This is a genomic window from Komagataeibacter europaeus (genome assembly GCF_002173515.1).
Classification (GTDB): domain Bacteria; phylum Pseudomonadota; class Alphaproteobacteria; order Acetobacterales; family Acetobacteraceae; genus Komagataeibacter; species Komagataeibacter europaeus.
This window is the reverse complement of sequence record NZ_CP021467.1, coordinates 3,118,805-3,145,676: the sequence shown is the minus strand read 5'-3', so window position 1 is coordinate 3,145,676 and position 26,872 is coordinate 3,118,805. Positions and strand designations below refer to the sequence as shown.

Below are 26,872 nucleotides of genomic sequence, written 5' to 3'. Positions count from 1 at the left end.
TCATGTATCAGTCTTCGTGGCGGACCTATCCGATATACGCCACACTGTGCAAGCACTTGTGTCACCCGCTGCACCTTAGCCCTGTCCGGCGCGCGACGCGAGCCATTGGAACAGGCCGAAATGTGACAGATCGTTAAAGGTTGAAAACAGAAATAATCCGGCAATCAGCGCAAAGCCAGCCTGAAAGCTGATTTCCTGCACCCGACGAGACACCGGCCGCCCCAGAATAGCCTCAAATATATAAAACACCAGCCGCCCCCCATCAAGAATCGGCACGGGGAACAGGTTGATCAGCCCGAGGTTGATCGACAGCAGCGCCATGAACGACACCAGGCTGGGCACGCCATACTGCGCCACCTGGCCCGACATCTGGGCAATGCGCAGCGGACCGCCAAGGTCCTTGGTGCTGTGCTGTCCCGTGATCATCTGCCACAGCCCGTCCAGCGTCTGGACCGATACGTTCCATGTTTCCCTGATGGCGGAAACAAAGGCTCGCGGCAGGGATTGCGGCTTGCCGACCTCGGCGGCGAAGGACACGCCGATCTGGCCGTGGCGGTTGGCCTTGTCCCCGACCGCACCGATATGGACCGGCAGCACCTGTTCCGTACCATTACGGCGGACCGTCAGCGTGGTCTGGGCATCCGCCTGCCCGCTGACAAAGGACTGCAGGTCGGTCACGTCGCGCACCCTGTGGTCACCCACGCGCACGATTACGTCGCCCTTTTCCACCCCGGCGCTGGCGGCAGCCCCATCGGGCATGACCTGGGCCACCTGATTGAGGATATGCGGCTGCCCCGACATGGCGAACAGGCCGGTAAACAGCACGATGGCCAGCAGGAAGTTGAATACCGGCCCGGCCATGATCACGATGGCCCGCGACAGGACCGGCTTGTCATGGAACGTGCGTCCGGGCTGCCACGCGGCCTTCTGTTCCTCGGTCGCGTCTTCCGGCCCCTCGAATCCATGCGGGCGGACATATCCGCCCAGCGGCACCGGGCACAGCCGCCATTCCGTGCCCACGCTGTCATGCCAGCGCAGGAGGGGACGGCCAAAACCGATCGAAAAAACCTCGACATGCACGCCACGCCAGCGCGCGGCAAGGTAGTGACCAAGTTCGTGAATGAAAACCAGCACCCCCAGCACAAGGGAGAAAGCCAGAATGGTCCGGATCAGATCATGCATGAATGCTACGCTATCTCCCGATGGCCAGAAAGACCATCCAGAATCATGTCAGGCCGCGCGGGCAACCGTACGCTGGCGGGCGACACGGCGGGATTCATTATCCCAGTGCAGCACTTCTTCCAGCGTATCCGCACGCTGCGGCCCGATGGATTGCATCACATCCTCGACGATCCGTGCAATATCAAGAAAGCCGATTTCGCGCTTCAGGAACGCCTCGACCGCGATTTCATTCGCCCCCGACAGGATGGCGGGCATCGCCCCACCCGCACGCAGGGATTCGCGCGCCAGGCGCAGCGCGGGGAAGCGGACCTCGTCCGGGGCCTCGAAATCAAGGCGCGCCAGTGCGGCCAGATCCAGACGGGGCGAATTGGTGGGCATGCGCGCAGGCCATGCCAGCGTATGGGCAATGGGAATGCGCATGTCGGCCGAGCCAAGCTGCGCCACGATGGAACCATCGGTATACTGCACCATGCCATGCACCACGGACTGCGGATGCACGACAACGCCCAGCTTGTCCTCGGTCACGTTGAACAGGCGCGCCGCCTCGATCAGTTCCAGACCCTTGTTGAACATGGTGGCGGAATCGATAGTGATCTTGGCCCCCATGGTCCATGTCGGGTGCTTCAGCGCCGCCTCCAGCGGGGCCTTTTCCATTTCCTCAAGGCTTGCCCTGCGGAACGGCCCGCCCGAAGCGGTCAGGATGATCTGCTCGACCTGATCGGCCTGCTTGTCGGCCATGGACTGGAATACGGCGTTATGTTCGGAATCGACCGGCAGCAGGGTCGCCCCCGCATCCGCCACGGCCCGGAGCATGACATCACCGGCGCAGACCAGCGCTTCCTTGTTGGCAAGTGCTACGGACCGGCCATTGCGCACGGCGGCCAGCGTGGGTTCCAGCCCCGTGGCGCCGGTGATGGCGGCCATGGTCCAGTCTACCGGCAGGCTTGCCGCCGCGATCACGGCGGCGCGGCCCCCGGCCGTCTCGATGCCGCTGCCGGCCAGCAGGCGTTCCAGTTCCGGCAGCAGGCTTTCATCGGCGATCACGGCGCGCTGCGCACCCAGCGCCCGGGCCTGTTCCGCCAGCTTCGTGACATTACGCCCGCCCACCAGCGCGCCGGTGCGGAACTGGTCAGGCGCCTGCAGCAGCAGGTCCACCGTGGAACAGCCAATGCTGCCCGTGCTGCCCAGAACGGAAACTGTCTTCATTGTAACGTCATTCCCCAAAACTGTTCATGGCCCCGGCCATCGGCTCAGCGCAGACCCACATACCAGAAAGCGGCACCACCCGCCGCCCCCAGTGACAGCAGGGCCGCCATCGGGGCAGCGACCAGCAGCCCATCAAAACGGTCCAGCAGCCCACCGTGCCCGGGCAGGATCGTACCGGAATCCTTGACCCCACGGGCACGCTTGAGCGCGCTTTCCGCAAGATCCCCGGCCTGCGCCGCGATGGCGACAAGGGCGCCGAATACCGCCCCACGCCACAGTGCGCCCGGCAGCGCGCCGGGCAGCAGGGCCGCGATCAGCATGCCGCCCAGCACGGCGCAGCCCAGGCCACCGATGGAACCGGACCATGTCTTGGCGGGTGAAATACGCGGCGCAAGCTTCGGGCCACCAAACAGCCGCCCGGTCATGTAGGCCCCGGTGTCACTCAGCGCCACGCATGCGACGAGAAACAGGACAACGCCCGCTCCCGGTTCACTCATGTAGCGCAGCCACAGCAGCGACAGTCCGGCGCAGCCAATGGCCACCTGCCCCGCCCACAGGGCCGGACCCAGCACGATCGCCGCCGCCATGACCAGCAGCGCCCCGCCCCAGTGTCCCGCCAGCGCCGCAATCCCGACGCAGGCCGCCCACGCCATGCACAACTGGCCGCGCCGCGTTTCCAGCCCGAAGCCGAACATGCGCGCCCATTCCATGGCCATGCCCGCCATGGCCCCGACGATCAGCGCACCATAAAGCAGGCCGCCATACCACACGCACAGCGCGACACACGGCACCAGCACGGCGGCGGACAGGACGCGCGCGCGCAGATCTTTCCAGTTCCCTGATTTCCCTGCCGCGGCAGCGGGGGCTGTCCTGCCCATGTTTTCAGGCTGGTCTTGCACCGAATCGCCTTTCACGCCGTGAATAGATATCCAGCACGGCGTCAAAATGCGTCGCGTCAAAATCCGGCCAGGGAATATCAAGGAAAACCAGTTCGGCATAAGCCGACTGCCATAAAAGAAAATTGGACAGGCGGCATTCCCCGCTTGTCCGCACCACCAGGTCGGGATCCGGCATGCCGGCCGTCAGCAGGGCGCTGGCGAAAACGGTTTCGTCAATCTGCTCGGCCCGCAGTTCACCCCGCGCGACAGCCTGCGCCATGCGGGTCGCCGCCTGCACGATATCCGCCCGCCCGCCATAGGACAGCGCCAGCACCAGCACCAGCCGGGTGTTGCCACACGTCACCTCTTCGGCGCGACGGGCTTCTTCCTGAATATCGCGGGGAAAACGTGCAAGGTCGCCGATAATGCGCAGCCGCACCCCTTCGCGCGACAGTTCGGCCACCTTGTGGCGCAGGTAATAGCGCAGCAGGCTGGTCAGGTCCGCGACCTCCCCCGGTGCGCGCCGCCAGTTTTCGGATGAGAAGGCATACAGCGTCAGCCATCGCACCCCCCGTGCCGTGGCGGCGCGAACGGTGCGCTGCACGGCTTCCGCCCCCGCGCGGTGCCCCGCCAGCAGCGGGAGGCCACGCGTGCTGGCCCACCGGCCGTTGCCGTCCATGATGATGGCGACATGTTCCGGCAGGCACGTATGGGCTGTGGCTGGATGATCTGACCCGGACAAGACCTGATCGCCCTCCTCAGTCACACACACGATGGAGCACAGGGGTTACGGCATTCACGCATCAATCAGACCTGCTTGATCTCGCGTTCTTTTTCAACCAGCAGATCATCAATGCGCTTGACGTACTGGTCGGTCAGCTTCTGGATCGCGTCCGACCATGTCTTGACATCGTCTTCGCTGATCTCGCTGGCCTTTTCCAGTTTCTTGGTCTGGTCCATGCCATCACGGCGCACGCCGCGCACGGCGATCTTGCCATTTTCCGCATACTTGCCGGCCGCGCGGGCCAGTTCGTTACGGCGCTCTTCCGTCAACTGGGGAATGGGCACGCGCACGGTCTGGCCATCAGCCGCCGGGTTCAGGCCCAGGCCCGCATCGCGGATGCCGCGTTCCACAGCACCCACCAGGGTACGGTCCCATACCTGAACCGTCAGCATGCGCGCTTCCGGCACGGCGATGGAGCCAACCTGCGTCAGCGGCACTTCGCCGCCATAGGCTTCCACCCGCACGGGTTCCAGCAATGCCGGATTGGCGCGACCCGAACGCAGGCCCGCAAAGTCACGGCGCAGGCTTTCAATGGCGCCGTCCATACGGCGGGTCAGATCCGCCAGCAAGGTTTTCTGATCGACAGACACTGTGGCCCTCCTTTTTGATTCCTGATCCACCGGGCATGACTACACCCGCGAACGGGCGACAGGGATATCCCGGTTTCAGTCAGCCGCCACGATGGTGGTGAAACGTCCCTCGCCGCGCATGACGCGGGTGAAGGGGTCCTTTCCATGAATATTGAATACCACGATAGGCAGCCGGTTTTCGCGCGCAAGGCTGATCGCCGCCGCATCCATGACATTCAGGTCATTGGCCAGCACGTCACGGTAGGTCAGCGTGTCATAGCGCTTTGCATCGGGCACCTTGCGCGGGTCGGCGGAATAGACGCCATCAACCTGCGTGCCCTTGAACAGGGCGTTGCATTCCATTTCCGCCGCACGCAGCGCCGCCCCCGTATCAGTGGTGAAGAACGGGTTGCCGGTACCTGCCGCGAAGATCACGACGCGGCCCTTTTCCATATGCCGCACGGCGCGGCGACGGATATAGGGTTCGGCGATGGAGGACATGTGAATGGCGGTCATGACCCGCGTCGGCACGCCATGGCGTTCGAGCGAGTTCTGCATGAGCAGCGCGTTGATGACGGTCGCCAGCATGCCGGCGTAATCGCCCTGCGCACGGTCCATGCCGCGGGCCGCCGCGGCCACGCCACGGAAAATATTGCCGCCGCCAATAACCAGGCAGACCTCCACCCCCGTCCGGGCCACGGCCGCCACGTCGGCCGCGATGGCGTCAACCGTGGCGGGGTCGACCCCGTATGACCCGCTGCCCATCAGGGCTTCCCCTGATACTTTCAGCAGGACGCGCTTGTATGATGGTGCGGGGGATGTGTCGGACTGGGTCATTGGTCCTCGGCGCAGATCAGGCAGACGGGGCTAGGGACGGGCAGGCCGCCCGGCCATGCCCTGTCATATAGAGGGATGCCCCCCCCCACAAGCCGATGATCCCTCTTTTGAGGATTCAGGACGCATCATCCAGGCCGATCGCGCGCAGGCGGGCGCGTTCCTCATCCCATCCCGCGCGTTCCTTCACATTCAGGAAAAGATGGCATTTGCGCCCCAGCAGCCGCGTCAGTTCATGGCGCGCCTTTTCGCCGATCGCGCGAATCCGGCTGCCGCGTTCGCCAATCAGGATGGCCTTGTGCGACCCACGCGCGACATAGATCGTGACATCGATGCGCACCGACCCGTCGGGCCGTTCGGCAAAGCCCTCGGTCTCGGCCGTTGCGGCATAGGGGACTTCCTCATGCGTCTGCAGGAAGATCTGTTCGCGCACCAGTTCGGCCGCCAGCAGGCGATCCGGCAGGTCGGTCAGGTCGTCTTCGGGATACAGGTACGGTCCCGCCGGCAGGTCGGCCGCCAGGCGGTCCAGCAGGTCGTCCACCCCCTCGCCCGACCGCGCGCTGACCATGAACACATGCTCGACCGGCAGGATGGCGGACAGTTCCGCCGTCAGCGGCAGCAGCGCGTCACGCCGGACAAGGTCGGTCTTGTTCAGCACCAGCCACAGCCTGCGCTTCTGTTCCGCAAGCCGGGTCGCTATGGCGCGCAGCGCGTCGGTCATGCCCGCGCGCGCATCCACGATCAGCAGCGTGATGTCGGCATCTTCCGATCCCGTCCACGCGGCCGCGACCATGGCGCGGTCCAGCTTGCGACGCGGCTGGAAGATACCCGGCGTGTCCACCAGCAGGATCTGGGTCCGGTTGCGCATGAGGATGCCCAGCACCCGGAAGCGCGTCGTCTGCGCCTTGGGGCTGACAATCGAAAGCTTGGTGCCCGCCATGCGGTTCAGCAGCGTGGACTTGCCCGCATTGGGCGCGCCCACAATGGCCACGAAGCCACAGCGTGTCGTGTTGTCCTGATCCTGCCCGGTCATTTTCCCTGCCCCTTGCGGTCGGTGGAAGAAGCGGCCTGTCCGCCCGCGCCCAGCTGGCGCAGCAGGTCCGATGCGGCATCGCTTTCGGCCGCGCGCTTGCTGCCAGCGATCCCCTGCCCGGTTTTGCCCTGCGCGTCCACCGCAATGACGAAACGCGGCGCGTGCGATGGCCCGTCGGCGGACACCACACGGTACTGCGGCAGCGGCAGCCCGCGCCCCAGCACCCATTCCTGCAATGCGGTCTTGGGATCCTTGGGCGGACGGGCCTGGGCCACGATGGATTCATTCCACATCCGCCGCACGAAGGCGCGGGCGGGATCCAGCCCGCCATCCAGGTACATGGCCCCCAGTATGGCCTCGACCGCATCGGCCAGCACGTTGGCCATCTGGCGCACGCCGGCGCGGGCCTCGTGCTCGGCCACGTCCAGTGCTGACTGCAGCCCCATGACGTGGGCCACCTGCGCCAGCACCGTGCGGGAGACGAGATGCGCGTGACGGGGGCCAAGCGCGCCCTCCTGCTCATCGGGGAAGCGTTCGAGCAGCCATTCGGCCATGAGCAGGCCAAGCACCCGGTCGCCAATGAATTCCAGCCGTTCGTTGGACCCGGCCCCGCGTCTTGCCGCGCTCTGGCGCATGCGGCGGCCGCCATTGCGCTCATGCGCTGCGGAACGGTGGGTCAATGCGCGCAGCAGCAGGTCGGGCCGGGTGAAATGGTACCCCAGACACGCCTCCAGCCGGGTGATTTCCGCCGCGGGCACGCGTTCGGCCTCCATGGTCAGTGAATCCCCATGAACAGGCGGTTCCAGCGGATCTCGACCGGCCAGTACCAAACCTGCCAGAACGGATGGGCGTTATCGACGGACATGAAGATCCATTTGGCCTGCCCCACCAGGTTTTCCATTGGAACGAAGCCAAGGTCCTGCGGTTCATCCCCCATGAAGCGGCTGTCGGCGCTGTCATCACGGTTGTCGCCCATGGCGAAGAAATAGCCCGGCGGCACGACGTATTCCGGGGTGTCGTTCTTGCCGCCCTCATCGGTCAGTTTCAGGATGTCATGGGCCACCGGGCCATGGCCGCCGCTGCCGGGCAGGATCTCGCGGTAGCGGTCGCCTTCCATGCGGGTGCGGTGTTCGTCTATCGCGGTGTATTCGCCTTCCGGCTCACGCGGGACCTGCTGCCCGTTCAGGAACAGCCTGCCTTCGCGCATCTGCACCGTGTCACCGGGCAGGCCGACGATACGCTTGATGTAGTCGATGGACGTGTCCTTGGTGAAGCGGAACACCGCCACGTCGCCCCGGTGCGGGGGGCTGTTGAAGATCCGCCCCTCGAACAGGTTGGGGGAACCGGGCAGCGCGTAACGCGAATAGCCATAGCTGTATTTGGCCACCCACACGTAGTCCCCCACCTGCAGGGTCGGGATCATGGAACCGGACGGGATGTTGAACGGCTCAAACAGCACCGTGCGGACGCTGATGGCCAGGATCCCGGCGATCACGACGGTACGCAGCAGGTCCAGCAGGCCACCGTCCCGACGCGCGGCGTCTGGTCCCGGCTGGGAGGAAATCGTCTTGTTATCGTCCATTGGCATACTTGTTCTTCAATCCGGATCTGGCATCGACCGGACAGGCAGCGCCGGACGAATAACGTGCGGATCAAGCCCGCGCACCCCCCACCTGTCAAGCATTGCCCATGCGGGCAAGGCAGGTGATCAGGATGCGCCCGCTTTTTCCGCCATGATCATGACCTGTGCGAAGGCATAGGGATGTTCATCGGTCATGGTCAGGAAAACCCGCGCCACATGCCCGTCGGGCAACAACGCCTCCAGCCGCGCCAGCGCCCCGCCCGCAAGCCGCATGACCGGCTGGCCCGTGGGCAGGTTTTCAACCCCCATGTCACGATGGAACACGCCCTGCGCAAAGCCGGTGCCCAGCGCCTTGGCGCATGCTTCCTTCGCCGCCCACCGCTTGGCATAGGTTCCCAACCGCGCGTTTCCCTGCCTGCGCGCGGCGGCGGCCCGTTCGGACGCGGTAAAGACCCGCTGCTCGAACCGTGTTCCATGTCGTGACAGGACGGTTTCGATCCGCCTTGCGTCACACAGGTCGGACCCGATGCCGATCAGCATGGCCTAGCCCCTGGCCCGTTCGACCTGCACCACCCCACGGGCAGCGCGCAGCGCCACCATGATGGCGGTCAGGTGCCGCAGGTCCCGTACCTCGATATCAGCAAGGATTTCCATGAATTCAAGCTGGCGGTTGACGATACGCAGGTTGACCAGCACGCCCTCATGCTTGGCGGCGATATTGGTCAGCGTCGCCAGCATGGCCGGTTCGTTGGCGGTCACCACGCTCAGCCGCCCGGTATAATGGCCGGTGGCGTTGCGCGCGATCAGGTCATAATCCCAGTCCAGGTCCATGAACCGCTCGGGGGTTGCGGCAAAGCTTTCCAGCGTCTGGCACCCCAGCGTATGCACCGTTATCCCCTTTCCGGTGGAAACGATGCCCACGATCCGGTCACCCGGCAGCGGGTGGCAGCACCCGGCAAAATGCACCGCCATGCCAGCACCCACGCCCGCCAGCGCCATGCCAGCGGCCGGCTTGCGCCGCCCCGCCGCCCCGCCGGGGGCCGACATGGGCGCGCGCATGGACAGGCCGGGCACCATGCGCGGCGCACGCGGCGCACGACGCAGTTCGGGATAGGCCGTCTGCACGACTTCACGCGCGGACTGGTTGCCGTTGCCCACCGCCACGTACAGGTCGGGCACCGACTGCATCCGCAGGTCCTTGAGCAGGCTTTCAAGCACCTTTTCCGACCCGTCCACCCCTTCCTGCCGGAAGGCCTTGGCCAGCGCCACGCGACCGCTTTCCAGATGGGCCTCGCGCTGCTGCAGCGCCACATGGCGGCGGATCCGCGCGCGCGCCTTGCCGGTGACGACAAAACGTTCCCATGACGGCGAGGGCGTGCCCCCGCGCGCGGTCATGATCTCGACCTGGTCGCCATTCTGCAGTTCATGGCGCAGCGGCATGAGGCGGCCATTGATGCGCGCGCCCACGCAGCTATCACCCACCTGGCTATGCACGGCATAGGCGAAATCGACCGGCGTCGCCCCGCGCGGCAGCGAAATCAGCTGTCCCTTGGGCGTGAAGCAGAAAACCTGATCCTGATAGAGTTCGAGCTTGGTGTTCTCAAGGAACTCGTCAGGGGCAGCCGAGTCCTCAAGGATGTCGAGCAGGTCCTGCACCCAGCGCAGGCCGGAGACGACGCCCTTCGCCTCCTTGCCCGTCGCGGCATCGGGCAACTGTTTGTACAGCCAGTGCGACGCGACGCCGTTTTCGGCCACGTCGTGCATTTCCGGCGTGCGGATCTGGACCTCGATCTTCTGGTTGCGCGGATGGCGCAGGGTCACGCCGGTATGCAGGCTCTGGTAACCGTTGGCCTTGGGGGTGGAGATATAGTCCTTGAACCGCCCGGCAATGACCGGATAGGCGGCATGCACCGCGCCCAGCGCCACATAACAGGCTTCCCGCGATGGCACGAGAATGCGGAACGCCATGATGTCGGACAGCTGTTCAAAGGCGACATTGCGCCGCTGCATCTTTTCCCAGATGGAATAGGGCGTCTTTTCCCGCCCCGTCACCTCCACGCCTTCCAGCCCGGCCTGCGCGCACAGGGCCTGAAGTTCGCGGCGGATTTCCTCAATGACATCCGCGCCCTGCCCGCGCAGGTAGTTCAGGCGCGCACGGATGGTCGCCATCGCTTCGGGCTCAAGCGCCGCGAACGACAGGTTCTGCAGTTCCACCTTCACCTTGTCCATGCCGATACGGCCGGCAAGGGGGGCGTAGATTTCCATGGTTTCGCGCGCGATGCGCTGCCTGCGGTCCAGACGCTGGACGTAATGCAGCGTGCGCATGTTGTGCAGGCGGTCGGCCAGCTTGACCAGCAGCACGCGGATGTCGCGCGACATCGCCAGCACCAGCTTGCGGAAGTTTTCCGCCTGCTTGGTGCGGTCCGACTGCAGTTCCAGCCGTGTCAGCTTGGTGACACCATCCACCAGCTCGGCAACGGTATTGCCGAATTCGCTGCGCAGCTGCTGCTGGGTAACGCCCGTATCCTCGATCGTGTCATGCAGCAGCGCCGTGATGATCGAGGCGGTATCAAGGTGGAAGCCCGCCAGTATGTTGGCGACGGCCAGCGGATGGGTAATGTAGGGATCGCCGTTATCGCGCGCCTGCCCCGCATGGGCGGCCTTCGCCACGTCAAAGGCGCGGCGGATCAGGTCCGTATCGGCACCGGGATCATACGCCAGCACGCGACGGATCAGGCCGTCGCAGGAAACCGCGCGTTCCCCTTCCCCCCGCGTGGCGGGAAGGGCGGCAGCGTCTGCCGTCACTCCACCCGTGACCGGCACGGGCATGGAGGAAGATGTCGTTTCCGATCTGACCGGGTCAGTCACCTTCCACCCCTTCGTCAGATGTTACCGGCCCCGTCCACTCAGGGCCGCCTCGACCGAGGCCTCGAGTTCTTCAGCCGACATGCCGCCGCCGGAATTGCGCGCCTCTTCCTCGGCCGAGACATCCTGCAGACCAAAGATGTTCTGTTCGGTCGGGATCAGGTCGACCACTTCCTCATCAGCGGGTTCCGGCTCCGGCGCGCGGGCCAGCGAGCGGACAAGGTCGCTGCGGATCTGGTCCAGACTGACGGTCTGGTCCGCGATCTCACGCAGGGCGACAACGGGGTTCTTGTCGTTGTCGCGGTCAATCGTCATTTCCTCTCCACGCGACAGGGCGCGTGCGCGCTGGGCCGCCAGCAGCACCAGTTCAAAACGATTGGGAACCCGCTCAACGCAGTCCTCGACAGTGACGCGTGCCATCAGGCCTGAACTCCGGTTGTTAATTGGTTGTGTTAATCAGAATTTACCTTATTACGCCCACCCCTGTCCTGATGCAAGCATTTCAGTCCACCCCCGCGGCCATGGGCGCGATGTCCTGCCCCGCGATAGCGGGCAGGAAGGCGTCGATCCCCCGCCCCGTCACCGGGTCCCGCCAGTCGGGCATGACATCACGCAGCGGCAGCAGCACGAAGGCGCGGCCGGTCGCGCGCGGGTGCGGCACGACGGGATCGGGGCTGGCGCGGACAAGATCGCCCATCGTGATGATGTCAAGATCCAGCGGGCGGGCGGCATTGGCCACCGTGCGCCTGCGTCCGGCCGCGGCCTCGATTTCATGCAGGCGCGCCAGCAGCCATGCCGGGTCCGCCTGCCCCGACAGGCGCACGACTCCGTTCACATAGGGCGGCTGGTCCGAAGGGGGCACCGGCGCACTTTCATACCAGCGCGAGACCGCCACCACCGACAGGCCCGGCAGGCAGGCCAGCCGATCCACCGCCCACAGGCAGGTCCCGGCCGCAGTTTCACCACTTTCGCGTGGCAGGTTGGCGCCTATGGCAATTGTTATGTCACCAGAAATGGGCGCAGATTGCAGCATTGTCATGTAAAAACAGTGTCCGGGATGGTTGCTGTCGGTTAGTAATCCCCCCATAGGGAACTTCCGGAAAGGATCCGGCTTCTACATATGCAGGGTTCATTTCTGCCAGACAACTTTCACTGCGCTGCAAAATACATGCAACGCAAAATTTGACACGGCTGTGACGTATTCACTTTTTTTGTTTCAGGGACAGACCATAAATGTTTTTTCAATCTCAGGAGCGGCTTTGTCTTTTTATAGACGGCACCAGCCTGTACTCCGCATCCCGCAATCTTGGATTTGAGGTCGATTATCGCAAGCTGCTGCAGTTTTTCCGTTCCAAATCGAATGTACTGCGTGCCTATTACTATTCCGCCGTCCTGGACACCGAGGAGTATTCGCCCCTCAAGCCGCTGACCGACTGGCTGGTCTATAATGGCTATACGCTGGTGACCAAGAACGCACGGGAATTCATCGACCATAACGGCCGCCGCCGGGTACGCGGCAACATGGACGTGGAACTGGCGGTGGACATGATGGAAATGGCCCCGCACATCGACCATGCCGTCCTGTTCAGCGGGGATTCGGATTTCCGCCGTCTGCTGGAATCCATGCAGCGCCAGGGCGTGCGCACCACCGTGGTCGGGTCGATCAAGACCTCGCCGCCACTGATCGGGGACGAACTGCGCCGCCAGGCGGACCAGTTCATTGAACTGGCGGATATCGCGACCCACTTCATGCGCCGCCATATCGAAAACCGGCCACAGCGCAACGCAGCCCCCCCCGTGCGCCATCCCGCCGACCAGATGAGCGAACACGACGAGGACTGAGACAGATCCCACCCCGCCCGCCAGATCATGGCCGGGCGGGGTTTTTTCATCGGGTTCAGCCGTCCAGCTGCAATGCCGTGCGCGTGCGTTCGCGCACCTGCGCGCACAGGGCCGCATCCTGCCCCAGCTTCGTGCCGTAGGAGGGAATCATCTCCCGCAGGCGGGACTCCCACTGCGGCAAGCGGTCGCCAAAGCAACGCTGCAGCACCGTCAGCATGATCGGCGCCGCCGTGGAGGCACCGGGCGATGCACCCAGCAGGCCCGCGATCGACCCGCCAGCCCCGGTCACCACTTCGGTGCCGAACTGCAGCACGCCGCCGCGCTTTGCATCCTTCTTGATGACCTGCACGCGCTGGCCCGCGGTGATCAGTTCCCAGTCTTCCTTGCGCGCGGTGGGGACGAAGTCACGCAGCGCCTTCAGGCGGTCCTCGCTGGACTGCATGACCTGCTGGATCAGGTATTTGGTCAGCGGCATGTTGTCACGCGCCACCGCCAGCATCGCCCCGATATTGTCCATGCGGATGGAACGCGGCAGGTCCAGCCACGACCCCTGCTTGAGGAACTTGGTCGAGAAACCGGCATACGGGCCGAACAGCAGGCCACGCTGCCCGTCGATCACGCGCGTGTCCAGATGCGGCACCGACATGGGCGGCGCGCCGACCGACGCCTTGCCATACACCTTGGCATGGTGCTGTTGCACCACTTCGGGGTTGGTGCAGCGCAGGAACTGGCCGCTGACGGGAAAACCGCCAATGCCACGGGCTTCGGGTATGCCGCTTTTCTGCAGCAGGTGCAGCGCGCCGCCGCCTGCGCCAATGAACACGAATTTGGCGCGCACCCTGCGCTCGCCCCCGCCATGCATGGCGCGGACGGACACATCCCACCCGTTGCTGCCCGCGGGCTTGAGATCCTCCACCTCATGCGCGAGGTTGAGGTCAAAGCCCGGCCTGCCCCGCAGCAGGTCGATCAGGCGATGGGTCAGCGCGCCGAAATTCACATCCGTGCCCGCCGGGTGCCATGTGGCGGCCAGCGGCTGCCCCGGCTTGCGGTCCTGCATGACCAGCGGCATCCACTGGCGCAGCTGCCCTTCATCGGTTGACAGCGACATGCCTGCAAACAGCGGGTGTTCCTGCAGCGCCGCATGACGCCTGCGCAGGAAATCGACATTTTCCGGTCCCCAGACGAAGCTCATGTGCGGAATGGGGTTGAGGAAGTCGCGCGGCGAGGCGATCTGCCCCGATTCCACCAGATAGGACCAGAACTGGCGTGAAACCTGAAAGGCTTCATTGACGTTCACGGCCTTGGAAATATCCACCACCCCGTCGGGGCGCAGCGGCGTGTAATTCAGTTCGCACAGGGCGGAATGGCCGGTGCCGGCATTGTTCCAGCCATTGGAACTTTCCAGCGCCACGTCATCCAGCCGCCCGAACAGGGCAATGGACAGGCCCGGTTCAAGCTGGCGCAGCAGCGCGCCCAGCGTTGCACTCATGATTCCGCCGCCAATCAGGACCACATCATAGGTGGAAGCGGCAGAGGAGGGATTCGAGGTCATGGCATTCTCCGGATCGGCATCGGAAACCCGCTGCGTGGCTGTTCATCGGCTGGACCGGGCAGCCACCCGGTGGCGCGGGGAACCCGGCCTGATTGCACGTTCATGTCAGTCACCGGCACACGGGGCATGGCCCCACCGGCCGGGCAGTCGTCAGCCCTTTCCTTGCCACCATGTGCGCCAGGGCGGGGCATCATCTCTGCGCGAGGAAGGCAACCCGTACCGGCGCACGCGGCGCCGGACGCCACGGTTCGCGCCGCATCCACCGGCGGGAAAACGCCACCGGCCCGCATGGACAACATCGCGCGAGCGGGCCGCCCTTCCTTACACGCATCACACGGGACCGTCATCCGCATTGATCCATGCTGGCCGCCGGATTCCCGCCGTAACCCTGCCGGATCATGACCGCCGCCACCATGCATGACAGCACGCGCACCGGCACGGGGTCGGCACGACTGGTCAGGATCACGGGCACGCGCATGCCCATGACAATACCAGCCGCCCGCGCCTGACCGATGAAGGTCATCTGCTTGGCCAGGATATTCCCGGCCTCCAGATCCGGCACCACCAGTATGTCCGCCTGTCCCGCCACGGGGGAGACCACGCCCTTGCAGCGCGCGGCCTCGGGGCTGACGGCGTTATCAAGCGCAAGCGGACCGTCCAGCACCGCGCCGGTAATCTGGCCGCGTTCGGCCATCTTGCACAATATGGCCGCATCCAGCGTCGATGGCAGGTCGGGATTGACCATCTCCACCGCCGACAGGACCGCCACCTTTGGCTGCGCGATGCCCAGCATGTGACCAAGATCGATGCTGTTCTGGACAATATCGCGCCGGGCCTCGAGATCGGGGGCGATGTTCACTGCCCCATCCGTCACCAGCAGCACGCGCGGGGCCTGTGGCGCGTCCAGCACATAGACATGGCTCATGCGCCGGGTCGTGCGCAGGCCGCCTTCGTGGTGGCCGAGTTCATGCAGGAAAATGCGCGAATGCAGCGACCCCTTCATCAGGGCCGCAACCGTTCCTTCATGCGCCATGCGCACGCCCACGCGCGCGGCGTCCCCATCGGTCGGCACGTCAACGATCCGGCAGCCCGACAGCGTGATGCCCGCCTCCCCTGCCATCTGGCCAATCCGGTCGGCGGGGCCGATCAGCACCGGCGTGGCCAGGCCCGCATGCGCGATTTCGCACGCCGCCTGCAACGCGGGCACGCTGCAGGGATAGACCACGCCCAGCGCCATGGGCGGGTGGCCGGCAAGGCTTCGTGCAAGGTCGTCAAAAAACTGCAGGCTGCGCATTATGTCTCCTTCCCGTGGCGGACAGGGTATCGGCCCGTGATGCCACAGGACCCCGCCACCTTCCGCCATCATCTTTATGCGAGGCATGGCCGCCGCGCGTCATCGGGGCGTGACGTGGTGCATGCTATTGCCCACATTCAGGCATCGGCCCATGGGCCATCGCGCAACAGGCAAGGAGAAGCCGCATGTCCACCACTCCACTGGTCGGTTTTGTCGGATTTGGGGCCATGGCGTCCCGCATGGGGGCCAATCTGGTCAAGGCTGGCTACCGGATCGTGGCCTATACCCCATCTGGCAAGGGGGGCGACGGCAGCACCCGTTTCCTGCCCACCCCGCGCGCGCTGGCGCAGGAAGCCGATATTGTCGTGGCCTGCGTGCCGGATGACGAGGCACTGGACAAATCCATGAACGGCCCCGACGGCGTGCTGGCGGGCATGAAGTCCGGCGGCCTGCTGGTCAACACCAGCACGGTCGCACCCGAAACCTCCGTCACGCTGGCGCAGGCGGCCCACGCGCAGGGCATTACCGTTATCGACGCGCCCGTGGCCGGCAGCACGCCGGAAGCGGAATCGGGCAACCTGATCGTGCTGGCCGGTGGCACGGCGGCCGATATCAGCCGCGCGCAGGGCGTGTTTGACGCCATTGGCCGCCTGACCATCCACGCTGGACCGCCAGGCAGCGGGTCCAAGCTGAAGCTGGTCATCAACGGCATCATGGGGGCCACACTCGCGGTCGTGGCGGAAGGCGTCACGTACGGGCTGGCATCGGGGCTGGAGCGGGGCATGCTGTTTGACGCGCTGGATGAGGTACCGGTGATCTCGCCCCACCACAAGCGCAAGCTGAAGGCGGCCAAGGCAGGCGATTTCAGCCCGCAGTTTCCCGCCCGCCTCATGCAGAAGGACATGCGCCTGCTCATGACCGACGCGGCCCGTCACACCGCTCCCCTGCCCGCCATGGCCGCCGCGACCCAGAGCCTGTCGCTGACCCGCCGCCGCCATCCGGACGAGGATTATTCCGCCCTGTTCGCCGTCATGGAAAGCATGGTGGCCAACACGCCCTGAACACCCTGAAAACCAGCAAAAGTTTTTGGCGAAGCTGTTTGCACAAAGCTTCGAAAGAACGCCGCCTTTTTTGAAAAAAGGCGGCACCCGGAAACTCCTGTTATTTTGCCAGCAGCTTGCTTTGAAACAATCCCTAGACCCACCCGCGCAGCAGCGCGCCCATGACCGCCAGCCGGTCGCCCACGCCACGGGGGGATGCATCGCCATCGCCCCCCACATGCCCGCGCATGTCGCGCAGGCCAAGGACGGCGGGCAGCCCGGCGGCAAGGGCCGCGCGGGGCAGGCGTGGTCCCTCGCGCACCATCTCCAGCCATTCCCGTCCCTGCTGGCGCAGCCCGTCACGCAGGGTGGCGATCTGGGTGGGCGTGGCCTGCCCGGTACGCAGGCCATCGCGCGTCAGACCCACCGCCGCCAGTGCATCCTCGGGTAACGGGCAGCGCCCCGCGCGCAGCACGGCAGGCAGATGGCGCACCAGCGCCCCCACCGCGTAGATCCCGCCCATAAGACGTATGCGCGCCAGTTGCGGGGGGTCGGTGAAGCCTGCCGCCTGCGCCATGGCGACCTGCACGCCGCCCGCGCCATCCAGCATGGATGCCTGCCATGCCGCGCGGTCGGGCAGGCCGTCGAGTTCACATTCGCGTGCCATGATGATGCCATCCAGCGTCTCGCGCCGCACCCCGCCCCGCGCCATCAGGTCCAGCAGCGCTGCCGCCGTATCGTGGCGCTGTGCATTGCCGCTTTCCAGCACGTCACGCCACCACTGCAGCCGGATCAGCCCCGCCATCGGACCGGCCACCGCCCAGGATGCAGGCGTCGCCACAGCCCGCGTGCATTCGTGGTTGAAGGCGATCAGCACCATCGCGGCCATGCGCGCGGCGGACGGCATGAACAGGGCGCAGAAAAAGCGGTCAGGGTCCGCCCGACGCGCATCATGCAGGAACGACACGCCCCCCGTCACCGGAGGGGATGCATCCATCCGCCCCGTCATGGCGTTTGCTCCACAAGGCGTGGCAGGGGCGTGTTCATGTGACCGTCACTTGACGCACCCGCTCCACACCCATAGCAATCTTGGTATGGCGGCTTCATGCCGCTCCTTGCAATTCCCAGGAGAATGTTCATGGCTTTCGAATTGCCGTCCCTTCCCTTCGCCTACAATGCCCTTGCCAACCGTGGCATGTGCCAGGAAACGCTGGAACTGCATCATGACAAGCACCATCAGGCCTATGTGACGGCGCTGAACGGATTTGTCGAATCCAAGCCTGAACTGCAGGGCAAGTCGCTTGAGGAAATCATCCTCATGGTCAAGGGCAAGCCCGACATGGCGCCCGTGTTCAACAATGCGGGACAGCACTGGAACCACATCCTGTTCTGGCAGAACCTGGCCCCCAAGGGCGGCGAGATCCCCCACGCCCTGTCCAAGAAGCTGGTCGAGGATTTCGGCACCATTGAAAAGTTCAAGGCCGATTTCAAGGCCGCTGCCGCATCGCAGTTCGGCTCCGGCTGGGCATGGCTGGTGCTGGGTTCCGATGGCAAGCTGAAGGTGACCAAGACCGCCAACGGCTCCAACCCGCTGGCCGAAGGCCAGGGCAAGGTACTGCTGGGTCTGGATGTGTGGGAGCACTCCTATTACCTCGACTTCCGCAACCGTCGCCCCGACTACATCACCAACTACCTGGACAAGCTGGCCAACTACGAATTCGCCGAAGCGCAGCTGCAGTCCGCCTGATTGTCTGATCGCCTGATTTCAGGCAGCAGACCGAAAAACCCGGCCTTGCGCCGGGTTTTTTGCGTACCGGGTCATGGGTTGTGCCTCACACCCCGGAATGCGCCCGCCCGCCCAACGCCCGCAGCGGGGTGCCGCGCATCAGTTCCACCTCGATCTGTTCAAGCGTCATGCCACGCGTCTCGGGCACGCGCAGCGCCACCATGACCATGAACACCGCATTCAGCGCGGCATATCCCCACAGCACCCGATCCGCCCCAAGGATTTCCAGCCCGGTCAGGAACGTGGCGCTGACCAGCATGTTGGCGATCCAGTTGGCGCAGGTGGAACACGCCATGCCGAATTCACGCCCGCGCAGCGGCAGGATTTCGGCACAGAGTAGCCACGTCAGCGGCCCCGCCGCAAACGCGAACGCCGCGACGAACAGCAGCATGAACACCCCCATGAGCAGCCGCATGCCCGGCATGGGCGGCATGCCACCCGCCACCATGGCCGCCTGACCCGCCATGGCCAGCGCCATGACGGCAAAACCGCCGATCAGCATGGGCCTGCGCCCGATCCGGTCCACGCAGGTCGTGGCGATACAGGTGGACAGAAGGTTGATGATCCCGATCCCCACCGGCCCCCAGACCTGCACATAATGGCCGTATCCCACCAGCCCGATGATGTAGGGCGCGTAATACAGCACGGCATTGATGCCGGAAAACTGCTGCGCCACCTGCAGCCCCACCGCCAGCCACATGGCGCGGCGGCAGTTCGAATCCTTCATGAAACTGCCAATCCCGTCACGGCGCGCGGCCAGGCGGGCCATGATGGCGTTGCGTTCGGCCATGACCAGCCGGGGCAGGCCACGCAGTTCGATCAGCACGCGGCGGGCGTCACGCTCGCGCCCCTGCGCCAGCAGCCAGCGCGGACTGGGGGGCAGGAACAGAACCCCCATCATGAACACCAGGCCCGGAAAGCCCACGACGCCCAGCATCCACCGCCATCCGCCAAAATAGGAAAACAGCCCGTCGGACACGAACGCCGCCAGCAACCCGCATGAAATCATGAGCTGATAGCCCAGTATCATCGCGCCCCGGCGTCCGGAATCGGCAATTTCAGCGATATAAAGCGGCGTGGCGAACGTGGTTGCCCCGGTCGCCAGTCCCAGCAGCAGCCGGGCCAGCATGAGCGTGCGGTAGGACATGGATTCGGCACATAACAGGGGGCCGATCACGAACAGTCCCGCCGTCAGCACCAGCGTGCGCTTGCGCCCGATCCGGTGCGACAGCCATGCCGCCCCCAGCACGCCCATCGCCGCGCCGAGCAGCATGATGCCCACCATGGATTCGCGCTGGAAATCCGACAGGATGAATTCCTGCGTGATCAGGTCCAGCGCGCCGGACATGACACCCGTATCAAGCCCGAACAGGATACCCGACAGCGCCGCAAGACCACCGATCAACCCCGCACGCCCCCGCAGGACCGGCCCATGCCGGATGGTGGGGCCAGTCTCTGCGTCGCCAGGCTGCCTGTGCATCATGCCTACTCCTGATGTTACAGTAAGCAACGGCACAATGCGGGGGAAGTTCATCCCCGCCGGCACTCAGGCGGGGATAAAGGGCATCAGCCGTTCTTTGCCGGCTTGTCAGGGGTGGAATCGTTGGCGGGGGTGCCCGCGCTGGTGATGACCGAACCGATGGTGTCACGCAGCACGTTCACCCGCACGCCCGGCGCGATCTCGACTTCGACTTCATTCGATTCCGCCTGCACTTTCTGCACCACGCCAATGATGCCGCCAGCCGTCAGCACCCGGTCACCCCGGCGCAGGCCGGCAAGCTGGCTGCGCAGCTGCTTCTGCTTGACCTGCTGCGGGCGGATCAGCAGAAAATAGAAAATGGCGAACATGGCCACGTACGGCAGCACGGCCATGATGCCGTCGCCACTGAGCAGGCCGCCCCCAGCCGATTGGGCATGGGCGGGTGTGGTCAGCAAATCATTGATTATAGAAGGCATTATGATCTTTCCGGCCTAATGAGGAATTGAACGGGTTGCGGGTTTGCCATGCGGACCATAGTTTTCGCCTGTTTCCCGTCAAGGCGTTCGCCTGCCCCGGCTGGCCAACGCGCTCCGGATCGCCTGGTGGCATACGCCATCGCACACAGTCATGCTGGAATCAGGAACGACGATGGACAGCAACGCCCTTCCCCTTCTCGAACGCATCGCCGCCGCCCTTGAGCGGCTGTCGCCGCCTGCGCCCTCCCTTGCCGGGTTGGACCGGGCGGATGCCTTCATCTGGCATCCCGGCCTTGGCCGCCTGACGGCCGTGCCCCATGTCGCCCATGTGGACATGGCCCTGCTGCAGGGCATCGACCGCCAGCGGCAGATGCTGCTGGACAACACGCTGCATTTCGCGGATGGCCTGCCCGCCAACAACGCCATGCTGTGGGGCGCGCGCGGCATGGGCAAGTCGTCGCTGGTCAAGGCGGCACACGCGCAGGCGAACCTGGTGGACGGCAGGCCCGCGGCGCCAGGCAGGGGACGGCTGGTGCTGGTCGAAATCCAGCGCGAGGACCTGTCCACCCTGCCCGACCTGCTGGCGCTGCTGCGCGAAAGCCCGCGCCGCTTCATCGTCTTCTGCGATGACCTGTCGTTCGAGCGTGAGGACGCGGATTACAAGGCCCTGAAATCGGTGCTGGATGGCGGCATCGCCGGACGGCCCCGGAACGTCCTGTTCTACGCCACGTCCAACCGCCGCCACCTGATGCCGCGCGAGATGATCGAGAACGAGAGTTCAACCGCCATCAACACTGCGGAAGCAACAGAGGAAAAGGTCTCGCTTTCCGACCGTTTCGGCCTGTGGATCGGTTTCCACAACTGCGCGCAGGACACCTTCATGGACATGGTCCGTGCCTATGCAAAGGAACGCTGCCTGCCGATCACGGATGCGGACCTGACCCGGCGGGCCAATGCGTGGTCGCTGTCGCGCGGTGGCCGGTCGGGACGGGTCGCGTTCCAGTTCATTGAAGACCTGAGCGCTGAACTTTCCCCCCGACCATGATCCATAACATGGATTGATCCATGTCCTGCCTGCCATGCTGGCCTTACCATCAACCACCATGGCAGCAGGGGGAAGCAGCCGGGAAATGGGGCAGCAATATATTACAAAACATTATGGCGCTGAACCATTTGCCCTGAGGCTAAAAAACATCCTTAATATCGCCATGGCGGCACGATACGGGTCGGACGTGCACTCCCTTCCGGCATGTGACCGGTATCCTGTCCCATGGCACATCCGGCTGCCATGCCCTGTTAACAGTCAAGAGAGACAATGGATCAGTCGTTATCGCCTGACAGCATGCAGTCTTCCGCCCCGGTCACCGGGCGGGACCTGCGCCGAATTCGTGCCAACCCCGATTTCTGGTACCCCGTCGCCTGGTCGCGGGAGCTGAAGCCAGGCAAAACCATAGGAACCCGCTATGCCGGGCAGCCCATCGCCCTTGTCCGCCCCAAGGAAGGCGGAAGCGTGTTCGCGCTGGAAGACCGCTGCGCGCACCGCCAGGTTCCGCTAAGCAAGGGCACCGTCAAGGGCGAATCGGTCCAGTGCTGTTACCATGGCTGGGCCTATGGCCGTTCGGGCCGCTGCATTGACGTGCCCTATCTGGGCAAGGGCAAGCTGCCCAACGGGGTGCGCACCTATCCCGTTCGGGAAGTCGACGGCCTGATCTTCATTTTCCCCGGAGATGCGGCCAAGGCGGAGACAACGCCCTTCCCCCGCCTGGCGGAAGTGGCCAACCCGGCGTACAAGACCCGCCGCTTTGGCCAGCTCGTGCACTGCCACTACAGCTTCATGCATGAGAACCTGATGGATATGAACCACCAGTTCATGCATATGAAGCAGATGGGTCAGATGAAGCCACGCTTTCTGGGGCAGGAACGTGGGCCGGGACTGGTGGAAGCGCGCTACAGCTTCGCGCGCACCAGCGGCAAGCAGCCGATTGGCGAGGCCCTGATCTTTGGCCAGAAGCGCGACAACAGCGAAAAATTCGCCCATCGCGACGTCATGACCATCCGCACGACCTATCCATACCAGACACTGCATATCCAGACGGGTGACAATGCGCCGGTCATGGACCTGTGGATCGCGTACGTACCGCAGGACGAGGCGGAACTGACCAACCGGGTTTTCGGGCTGCTGTCGATCAGGCGGCCGGGCATTCCGGGAATTCTGGACCTGGCATGGCCATTCCTGACCGCGTTTACCGAACGGATCTTCCGTGAGGATCGCGAAATCGTGGAACTGGAACAGAACGCCTGGTACGAACAGGGCGGCGACCGGAACCAGGAGATCTTCCCGGTCATCTGCAACCTGCGCGAACTGCTGGTGGAATGCGGCCTGCCGGCCGGGCAGGACGCGCCGGCACCAGCCGCCAGGGGTGCCACGCCCGTATGAGCGTGCAGGGATCACATGGTCCGGGCACCTTACTGGATGCCGGGGAATACCGCCTGCGTGAAGTCCGCACGTCTGATGCGGGCACCATGCACAGGCTGATCAATGACTGGAGCGTGGTGCGGATGCTCAGCCGCGTTCCGTTCCCCTACTCGCTGGCGCTGACCGAGGACTGGATCGCCGCCACCATCGAACAGTCCCAGCGTGGCGAGGCCTATCATTTCGCCATTACATGCCCGGACTCCGACCAGCCGGATTCGCTGATCGGGTGCATCGGCCTGCGCATCAACAGCGCCGACCGGTCCTGTTCACTGGGGTACTGGGTGGGACGGGCGCACTGGAACCGCAAGGTCGCCACCACCACGGCGGGCAGGCTGGCGCGCTGGGCGCTGGCCAACCTGCCGGTAGACCGCCTGACGGCATCCGCCGCACACGACAACCATGCCTCCATCGCGGTGCTGAAGCGGATCGGGTTTCGGGAAAACGGGACGGGATCGCAGGAATTCGTCTCACGCGGGGGGGAATATCCCGTCCGCCTGTTCGAAGCACGCCATGCCGACCTGTCGGGGGAAGCCATGGCCGAGGAAATGGCACAGGCGGCAGACAGCACCCGCAAGGTCGTGCTGGTCGCGGCCGTGGCCCTGGTGGATTCGGATACCCGCGTGCTTCTGGCCCGCAGGCCCGAAGGCAAGTCCATGGCGGGCCTGTGGGAATTCCCCGGCGGCAAGGTCGAGGCGGGAGAAACGCCCGAAGAAGCCCTGATCCGTGAACTGGATGAGGAACTGGGGCTGGACGTCGCGCGCTCCTGCCTTGCGCCGTTTACCTTCGTTTCCCACGATTACGGGCATTTTCACCTGCTCATGCCCGTTTATGTCTGCCATCGGTGGAAGAACACGCCTGCCCCGCGCGAAGGGCAGACCCTGAAATGGGTAGCGGCCAGCGACCTGCGGGATTATCCCATGCCCGATGCGGACCGTCCCCTGATCCCGCTGCTACAGGACCTGCTGTAAGGGGCTGCCTGAAAAAGCCCGCAAATCATGAAGACGTTCCTGGTGAAGCTTTTTCAAACAGCCTTCAGGAAGACCCTTGGAGCGCGGGATATGCCCCGCACAGGCGGCGCGATCAGTCCCGTTCCAGCGTCATGCCATGCATGGCGTCGAATTCGGTGGCGGGAAACGCAACAGGCTCCTGTCCCGGCACATCGACAGACAGACTGAACAGGCTGCCTGCCTGCGGCATCCGCGCCAGACGTTCAGCCGGCGTGTTCTTCCGCGCCGTGGTGATGTAGGCCGTGCGCAGGTCTGGACCGCCAAAGGCCACCTTGGTCACGTTCAGCGCCCCGGGCACGGGAATGGATGGCAGGGCCGTGCCATCGGGCCCGAACCGGGCAATCCGCCCCCCGTTCCACACACCGACCCACAACGTGCCCGCGCTGTCGACCACCACGCCATCGGGATAGCCGTCGCTGATACGTGCGAATACGCGCCGGTTCGACAGGACGCCATCATCGGCCAGGTCGAATACGTAAATGATCCCGGTCGGGGAATGGTTATGGTACAGCCGCCGCCCATCGGGGGAAATGCCGGGACCATTCGTGACGATATACCCTTCATCATGGCGCAGCACATCCAGCCCGCCTTTCCTGCGGGTCACGGAATACAGCGCGCCGCTGGGGGTGCTTTCTCCATCATCCATGGTGCCGAACCACAGCCGTCCCTTCGAATCGACACAGCCGTCATTGATCCGGTTGCCCGGCAGGCCGGGTTCAACCGCGACTTCCCTGTGAAACTCACCACTGGCGGGATTCAGGCCGTACAATCCGTCCTTCAGCCCGCACAGGAGCGTGCCGTCACTGACCGGCGTCACGAAACCGGGGCGCTGTGGTGTGGGCCATGACGCGCGCGCGCCGCTGGCGGGATGGAAGCGGTGAATGGCCTGCCCGACGATATCGACAAAATAAAGTGCCTGTTCATGCACGGACCACACGGGGCCTTCGCCCAGTTCCGCCCGGATGTCCCATACACAGTGCAGGTCTGGCATTGCTGCCGTACTCATGGCTTCTCCTTCCGGTAGGCTGGCTGTCGTTATAGGGTGGCGGGAAATGCCCCTACCCACAACCTAGTGGAAACATGCATCATGAACCCCACCGCCTGCCTGCTGGTCATAGGCAATGAGATCCTGTCCGGTCGCACACAGGACGTAAACGTGCAGTATATTGCCCGTCGCCTGTCGGAAACCGGCATTACGTTGAGCGAAGTCCGGATCATACCCGACATCCGCACCGTTATCGTGCGCAACGTGACCGAAGCCCGCGCCGCCTATGACAATGTCTTTACCACCGGCGGCATCGGGCCGACGCATGACGATATCACCTCCGCCTGCGTCGCGGAATCGTTTGGCGTGCCATGGGTTCACCATCCCGGGACGTTCCGCCTGCTTGAAGCCCATTTCACGCCCGCCGAATTCAATGCCGCCCGCCAGCGCATGGCCACGATGCCACAGGGGGCGGTGCCCATCCGCAATTCCGTCTCGGTCGCCCCCGGCTTCACCATGGGCAATGTCCATGTCATGGCGGGCGTGCCACGCATCATGCGTGCAATGTTCGAGGAAGTGCTGCCCACCCTGCCCCACGGCACGCCGGTCGTGTCAGAGGCATGGCATGCCAATGGCCTGTACGAAGGCAGCCTGGCCGCCGGGCTGGAAATGATACAGCAGCGCCATCCCGACATCGACATCGGGTCCTATCCCTACCGCCTTGATGAAAGCAGCCGGGGCGTGTGCCTGTTGTGCAAGGGAACGGACGCGGCAGGCGTAAAGGCGGCATCCAGCGCCGTGCGTGACCTGATCGAACGCCTGGGTTTCACCCCGCAGGCAGGGGAACCGTCAAAGGCCTGATGCCTGCCGTGCGACGGCCCGCGCGCCAGACGGGACGCGTCGGGCAGCGCTGTCTGAAAAACACCATGGGGAATGCCGTCTTTTAGAAAAAAGGCGGCACACCTGTCGCGGGTCAGGCGACGGCGTCACGCCCCATGGCCAGGAATTTCTCACGCCGCTGCGCCTTGAGCAGCACGGGATCCTTGGCCTGCAGCCCGGGCAGTTCCGCGGCAATGGCGTCACCCACCGCGCGAATCGCGGCAGCCGGTTCACGCTGCGCGCCACCCAGCGGTTCGGGAATGATCCGGTCGATCAGCCGCAACTGCAGCAGGTCCTGCGCTGTCAGCTTGAGCGCATCCGCCGCCGTGGAGGCCTGCTTGGGATCACGCCACAGGATGGAGGCGCAGGCTTCGGGCGAGATCACGGAATAGATGGCGTGTTCCAGCATCATCACCCGGTCACCGGCCCCCAGCGCCACGGCCCCGCCGGAGCCACCTTCGCCAATGACGGTGGCGATCACCGGCACCGGCACGTTCAGGCAGGTTTCAATGGACCGTGCGATGGCTTCCGCCTGCCCGCGCGCTTCCGCGTCAATGCCCGGCCATGCGCCGGATGTGTCGATAAAGGTCAGGACCGGCAGGCCGAATCGCCCGGCCAGCTTCATCAACCGCTGCGCCTTGCGATAGCCTTCGGGCCGGGCCATGCCGAAATTGTGCTTGAGCCGCGTTTCGATCTCGGCCCCGCGTTCGGTCCCGATCACCACCACGGGCGTACCCTTGAACCGGCCGACGCCGCCGATGATGGCCTTGTCATCACCAAACAGGCGATCACCGGCCAGCGGCGCGAATTCGGTAATCAGCGCATTGATGTAGTCAAGCGTATGCGGGCGCTGGGCATGGCGGGCCACCTGCACCTTCTGCCACGGCGTCAGCTTGGCATAGGCCGTACGCAACTGCCGGTCGGCTTTTTCGCTCAACCGGGTGATCTCTTCGGCGATGTTGATCCCGTCCGGACCGGACATCCTGCGAAGCTCGTCGATCTTGTTCTCAAGTTCGGCGACCGACTTTTCGAAATCTAGAAACTGGCGCATGCGCTGCCGATAGCACAGCCTGCACGCCAGCCAAACATTTTCACGCAGGGAATCCGCCCTGCCATGCATTT

At 64.7% G+C, this 26,872-nt stretch carries 27 protein-coding genes; 7 read left to right on the top strand and 20 right to left on the bottom strand.

The features are described 5' to 3' along the window. Positions 1-75 precede the first annotated feature (75 nt). The 13 genes from rseP to folK form a co-directional block, all read right to left on the bottom strand. Positions 76-1,182 carry an RIP metalloprotease RseP gene (gene rseP, locus S101446_RS14475; RefSeq protein WP_087608652.1) on the bottom strand — a complete coding sequence of 369 codons (1,107 nt, stop codon included), beginning with the start codon at positions 1,180-1,182 and terminating at the stop codon, positions 76-78. 48 nt (positions 1,183-1,230) lie between these two features. Continuing rightward, the gene (gene dxr, locus S101446_RS14470; RefSeq protein ID WP_010507743.1) at positions 1,231-2,388 is read right to left on the bottom strand and encodes a 1-deoxy-D-xylulose-5-phosphate reductoisomerase; all 1,158 of its coding nucleotides are present in this window, start codon (positions 2,386-2,388) and stop codon (positions 1,231-1,233) included. Positions 2,389-2,432: 44 nt separating this feature from the next. Next, on the bottom strand, positions 2,433-3,266 hold the full coding sequence (locus S101446_RS14465) for a phosphatidate cytidylyltransferase (RefSeq protein ID WP_220464658.1): 834 nt from the start codon (positions 3,264-3,266) through the stop codon (positions 2,433-2,435). Positions 3,267-3,270: 4 nt separating this feature from the next. Continuing rightward, a complete protein-coding gene (gene uppS, locus S101446_RS14460) occupies positions 3,271-3,945 on the bottom strand; it encodes a polyprenyl diphosphate synthase (RefSeq protein ID WP_244184630.1) in 675 nt (224 codons plus the stop codon). 128 nt (positions 3,946-4,073) lie between these two features. Beyond that, on the bottom strand, positions 4,074-4,640 hold the full coding sequence (gene frr, locus S101446_RS14455) for a ribosome recycling factor (protein WP_019084693.1): 567 nt from the start codon (positions 4,638-4,640) through the stop codon (positions 4,074-4,076). A 75-nt stretch (positions 4,641-4,715) separates the two neighbouring features. Further along, entirely contained in the window at positions 4,716-5,456 is a 741-nt protein-coding gene (pyrH, locus tag S101446_RS14450) for a UMP kinase (protein ID WP_019084692.1), read from the bottom strand. Between the two features lie 115 nt (positions 5,457-5,571). Then, positions 5,572-6,486 (bottom strand): GTPase Era, encoded by a 915-nt coding sequence (gene era, locus S101446_RS14445; protein ID WP_087608650.1) that lies wholly within the window; start codon positions 6,484-6,486, stop codon positions 5,572-5,574. Further along, complete coding sequence (gene rnc, locus S101446_RS14440) at positions 6,483-7,259, bottom strand: ribonuclease III (protein WP_087608649.1); 777 nt, start codon at positions 7,257-7,259, stop codon at positions 6,483-6,485. The genes era and rnc overlap by 4 nt, the downstream gene beginning before the upstream one ends. 2 nt (positions 7,260-7,261) lie before the next feature. Next, positions 7,262-8,068, bottom strand: coding sequence for a signal peptidase I (gene lepB, locus S101446_RS14435; RefSeq protein ID WP_010507752.1), 807 nt, complete (start codon positions 8,066-8,068; stop codon positions 7,262-7,264). 126 nt (positions 8,069-8,194) lie between these two features. Further along, the gene (gene acpS, locus S101446_RS14430; RefSeq protein ID WP_087608648.1) at positions 8,195-8,608 is read right to left on the bottom strand and encodes a holo-ACP synthase; all 414 of its coding nucleotides are present in this window, start codon (positions 8,606-8,608) and stop codon (positions 8,195-8,197) included. Between the two features lie 3 nt (positions 8,609-8,611). Further along, positions 8,612-10,897 (bottom strand): RelA/SpoT family protein, encoded by a 2,286-nt coding sequence (locus S101446_RS14425; protein ID WP_010507754.1) that lies wholly within the window; start codon positions 10,895-10,897, stop codon positions 8,612-8,614. Between the two features lie 60 nt (positions 10,898-10,957). Continuing rightward, positions 10,958-11,353, bottom strand: coding sequence for a DNA-directed RNA polymerase subunit omega (rpoZ, locus tag S101446_RS14420; RefSeq protein WP_010507755.1), 396 nt, complete (start codon positions 11,351-11,353; stop codon positions 10,958-10,960). 82 nt (positions 11,354-11,435) lie between these two features. Then, complete coding sequence (gene folK, locus S101446_RS14415) at positions 11,436-11,972, bottom strand: 2-amino-4-hydroxy-6-hydroxymethyldihydropteridine diphosphokinase (RefSeq protein ID WP_010507756.1); 537 nt, start codon at positions 11,970-11,972, stop codon at positions 11,436-11,438. A 194-nt stretch (positions 11,973-12,166) separates the two neighbouring features. Here folK and S101446_RS14410 point away from each other — a divergent pair, with 194 nt between their 5' ends. Then, positions 12,167-12,775 carry a LabA-like NYN domain-containing protein gene (locus S101446_RS14410; RefSeq protein WP_010507757.1) on the top strand — a complete coding sequence of 203 codons (609 nt, stop codon included), beginning with the start codon at positions 12,167-12,169 and terminating at the stop codon, positions 12,773-12,775. 55 nt (positions 12,776-12,830) lie between these two features. On the opposite strand, the gene S101446_RS14405 is transcribed toward S101446_RS14410, so the two are convergent. Then, the gene (locus tag S101446_RS14405; RefSeq protein ID WP_019090585.1) at positions 12,831-14,327 is read right to left on the bottom strand and encodes a malate:quinone oxidoreductase; all 1,497 of its coding nucleotides are present in this window, start codon (positions 14,325-14,327) and stop codon (positions 12,831-12,833) included. Between the two features lie 343 nt (positions 14,328-14,670). Then, entirely contained in the window at positions 14,671-15,624 is a 954-nt protein-coding gene (locus S101446_RS14395) for a bifunctional enoyl-CoA hydratase/phosphate acetyltransferase (protein ID WP_087608895.1), read from the bottom strand. A gap of 155 nt (positions 15,625-15,779) precedes the next feature. On the opposite strand from S101446_RS14395, the gene S101446_RS14390 reads away from it, so the two are divergent. Then, positions 15,780-16,682 carry an NAD(P)-dependent oxidoreductase gene (locus S101446_RS14390; protein WP_279629059.1) on the top strand — a complete coding sequence of 301 codons (903 nt, stop codon included), beginning with the start codon at positions 15,780-15,782 and terminating at the stop codon, positions 16,680-16,682. A gap of 133 nt (positions 16,683-16,815) precedes the next feature. Here S101446_RS14390 and S101446_RS14385 read toward each other — a convergent pair whose 3' ends face one another. Beyond that, complete coding sequence (locus S101446_RS14385; protein ID WP_087608646.1) at positions 16,816-17,670, bottom strand: squalene/phytoene synthase family protein; 855 nt, start codon at positions 17,668-17,670, stop codon at positions 16,816-16,818. A gap of 129 nt (positions 17,671-17,799) precedes the next feature. On the opposite strand from S101446_RS14385, the gene S101446_RS14380 reads away from it, so the two are divergent. Next, positions 17,800-18,408: a superoxide dismutase gene (locus S101446_RS14380; protein ID WP_025437554.1), complete on the top strand. Its 609-nt coding sequence runs from the start codon at positions 17,800-17,802 to the stop codon at positions 18,406-18,408. Positions 18,409-18,493: 85 nt separating this feature from the next. Here the strand turns inward: S101446_RS14380 and S101446_RS14375 are convergent, their stop codons facing one another. Together S101446_RS14375 and yajC are read right to left on the bottom strand one after the other, a co-directional pair. Then, positions 18,494-19,927: a sugar porter family MFS transporter gene (locus S101446_RS14375; protein WP_200906123.1), complete on the bottom strand. Its 1,434-nt coding sequence runs from the start codon at positions 19,925-19,927 to the stop codon at positions 18,494-18,496. Between the two features lie 86 nt (positions 19,928-20,013). Then, positions 20,014-20,403 (bottom strand): preprotein translocase subunit YajC, encoded by a 390-nt coding sequence (gene yajC / locus S101446_RS14370; RefSeq protein WP_010506956.1) that lies wholly within the window; start codon positions 20,401-20,403, stop codon positions 20,014-20,016. Between the two features lie 172 nt (positions 20,404-20,575). Between yajC and S101446_RS14365 the strand changes: the two genes are divergently transcribed. The 3 genes from S101446_RS14365 to mutT all read left to right on the top strand — a co-directional run bounded on the left by S101446_RS14365 (position 20,576) and on the right by mutT (position 23,847). Next, entirely contained in the window at positions 20,576-21,448 is an 873-nt protein-coding gene (locus S101446_RS14365; protein ID WP_087608645.1) for an ATP-binding protein, read from the top strand. Between the two features lie 270 nt (positions 21,449-21,718). Continuing rightward, positions 21,719-22,840, top strand: a complete 1,122-nt coding sequence (locus S101446_RS14360) for an aromatic ring-hydroxylating oxygenase subunit alpha (protein ID WP_029335013.1) — start codon at positions 21,719-21,721, stop codon at positions 22,838-22,840. Then, positions 22,837-23,847, top strand: coding sequence for an 8-oxo-dGTP diphosphatase MutT (gene mutT, locus S101446_RS18650; protein ID WP_048849390.1), 1,011 nt, complete (start codon positions 22,837-22,839; stop codon positions 23,845-23,847). Before S101446_RS14360 ends, mutT begins: the two co-directional genes overlap by 4 nt. Before the next feature lie 112 nt (positions 23,848-23,959). Here mutT and S101446_RS14350 read toward each other — a convergent pair whose 3' ends face one another. Continuing rightward, a complete protein-coding gene (locus S101446_RS14350; protein ID WP_087608644.1) occupies positions 23,960-24,877 on the bottom strand; it encodes an SMP-30/gluconolactonase/LRE family protein in 918 nt (305 codons plus the stop codon). 96 nt (positions 24,878-24,973) lie between these two features. Here S101446_RS14350 and S101446_RS14345 point away from each other — a divergent pair, with 96 nt between their 5' ends. Next, positions 24,974-25,732: a competence/damage-inducible protein A gene (locus S101446_RS14345; protein ID WP_026018404.1), complete on the top strand. Its 759-nt coding sequence runs from the start codon at positions 24,974-24,976 to the stop codon at positions 25,730-25,732. A gap of 112 nt (positions 25,733-25,844) precedes the next feature. Here the strand turns inward: S101446_RS14345 and S101446_RS14340 are convergent, their stop codons facing one another. After that, complete coding sequence (locus S101446_RS14340) at positions 25,845-26,801, bottom strand: acetyl-CoA carboxylase carboxyltransferase subunit alpha (protein ID WP_026018403.1); 957 nt, start codon at positions 26,799-26,801, stop codon at positions 25,845-25,847. Positions 26,802-26,872: the final 71 nt, after the last annotated feature.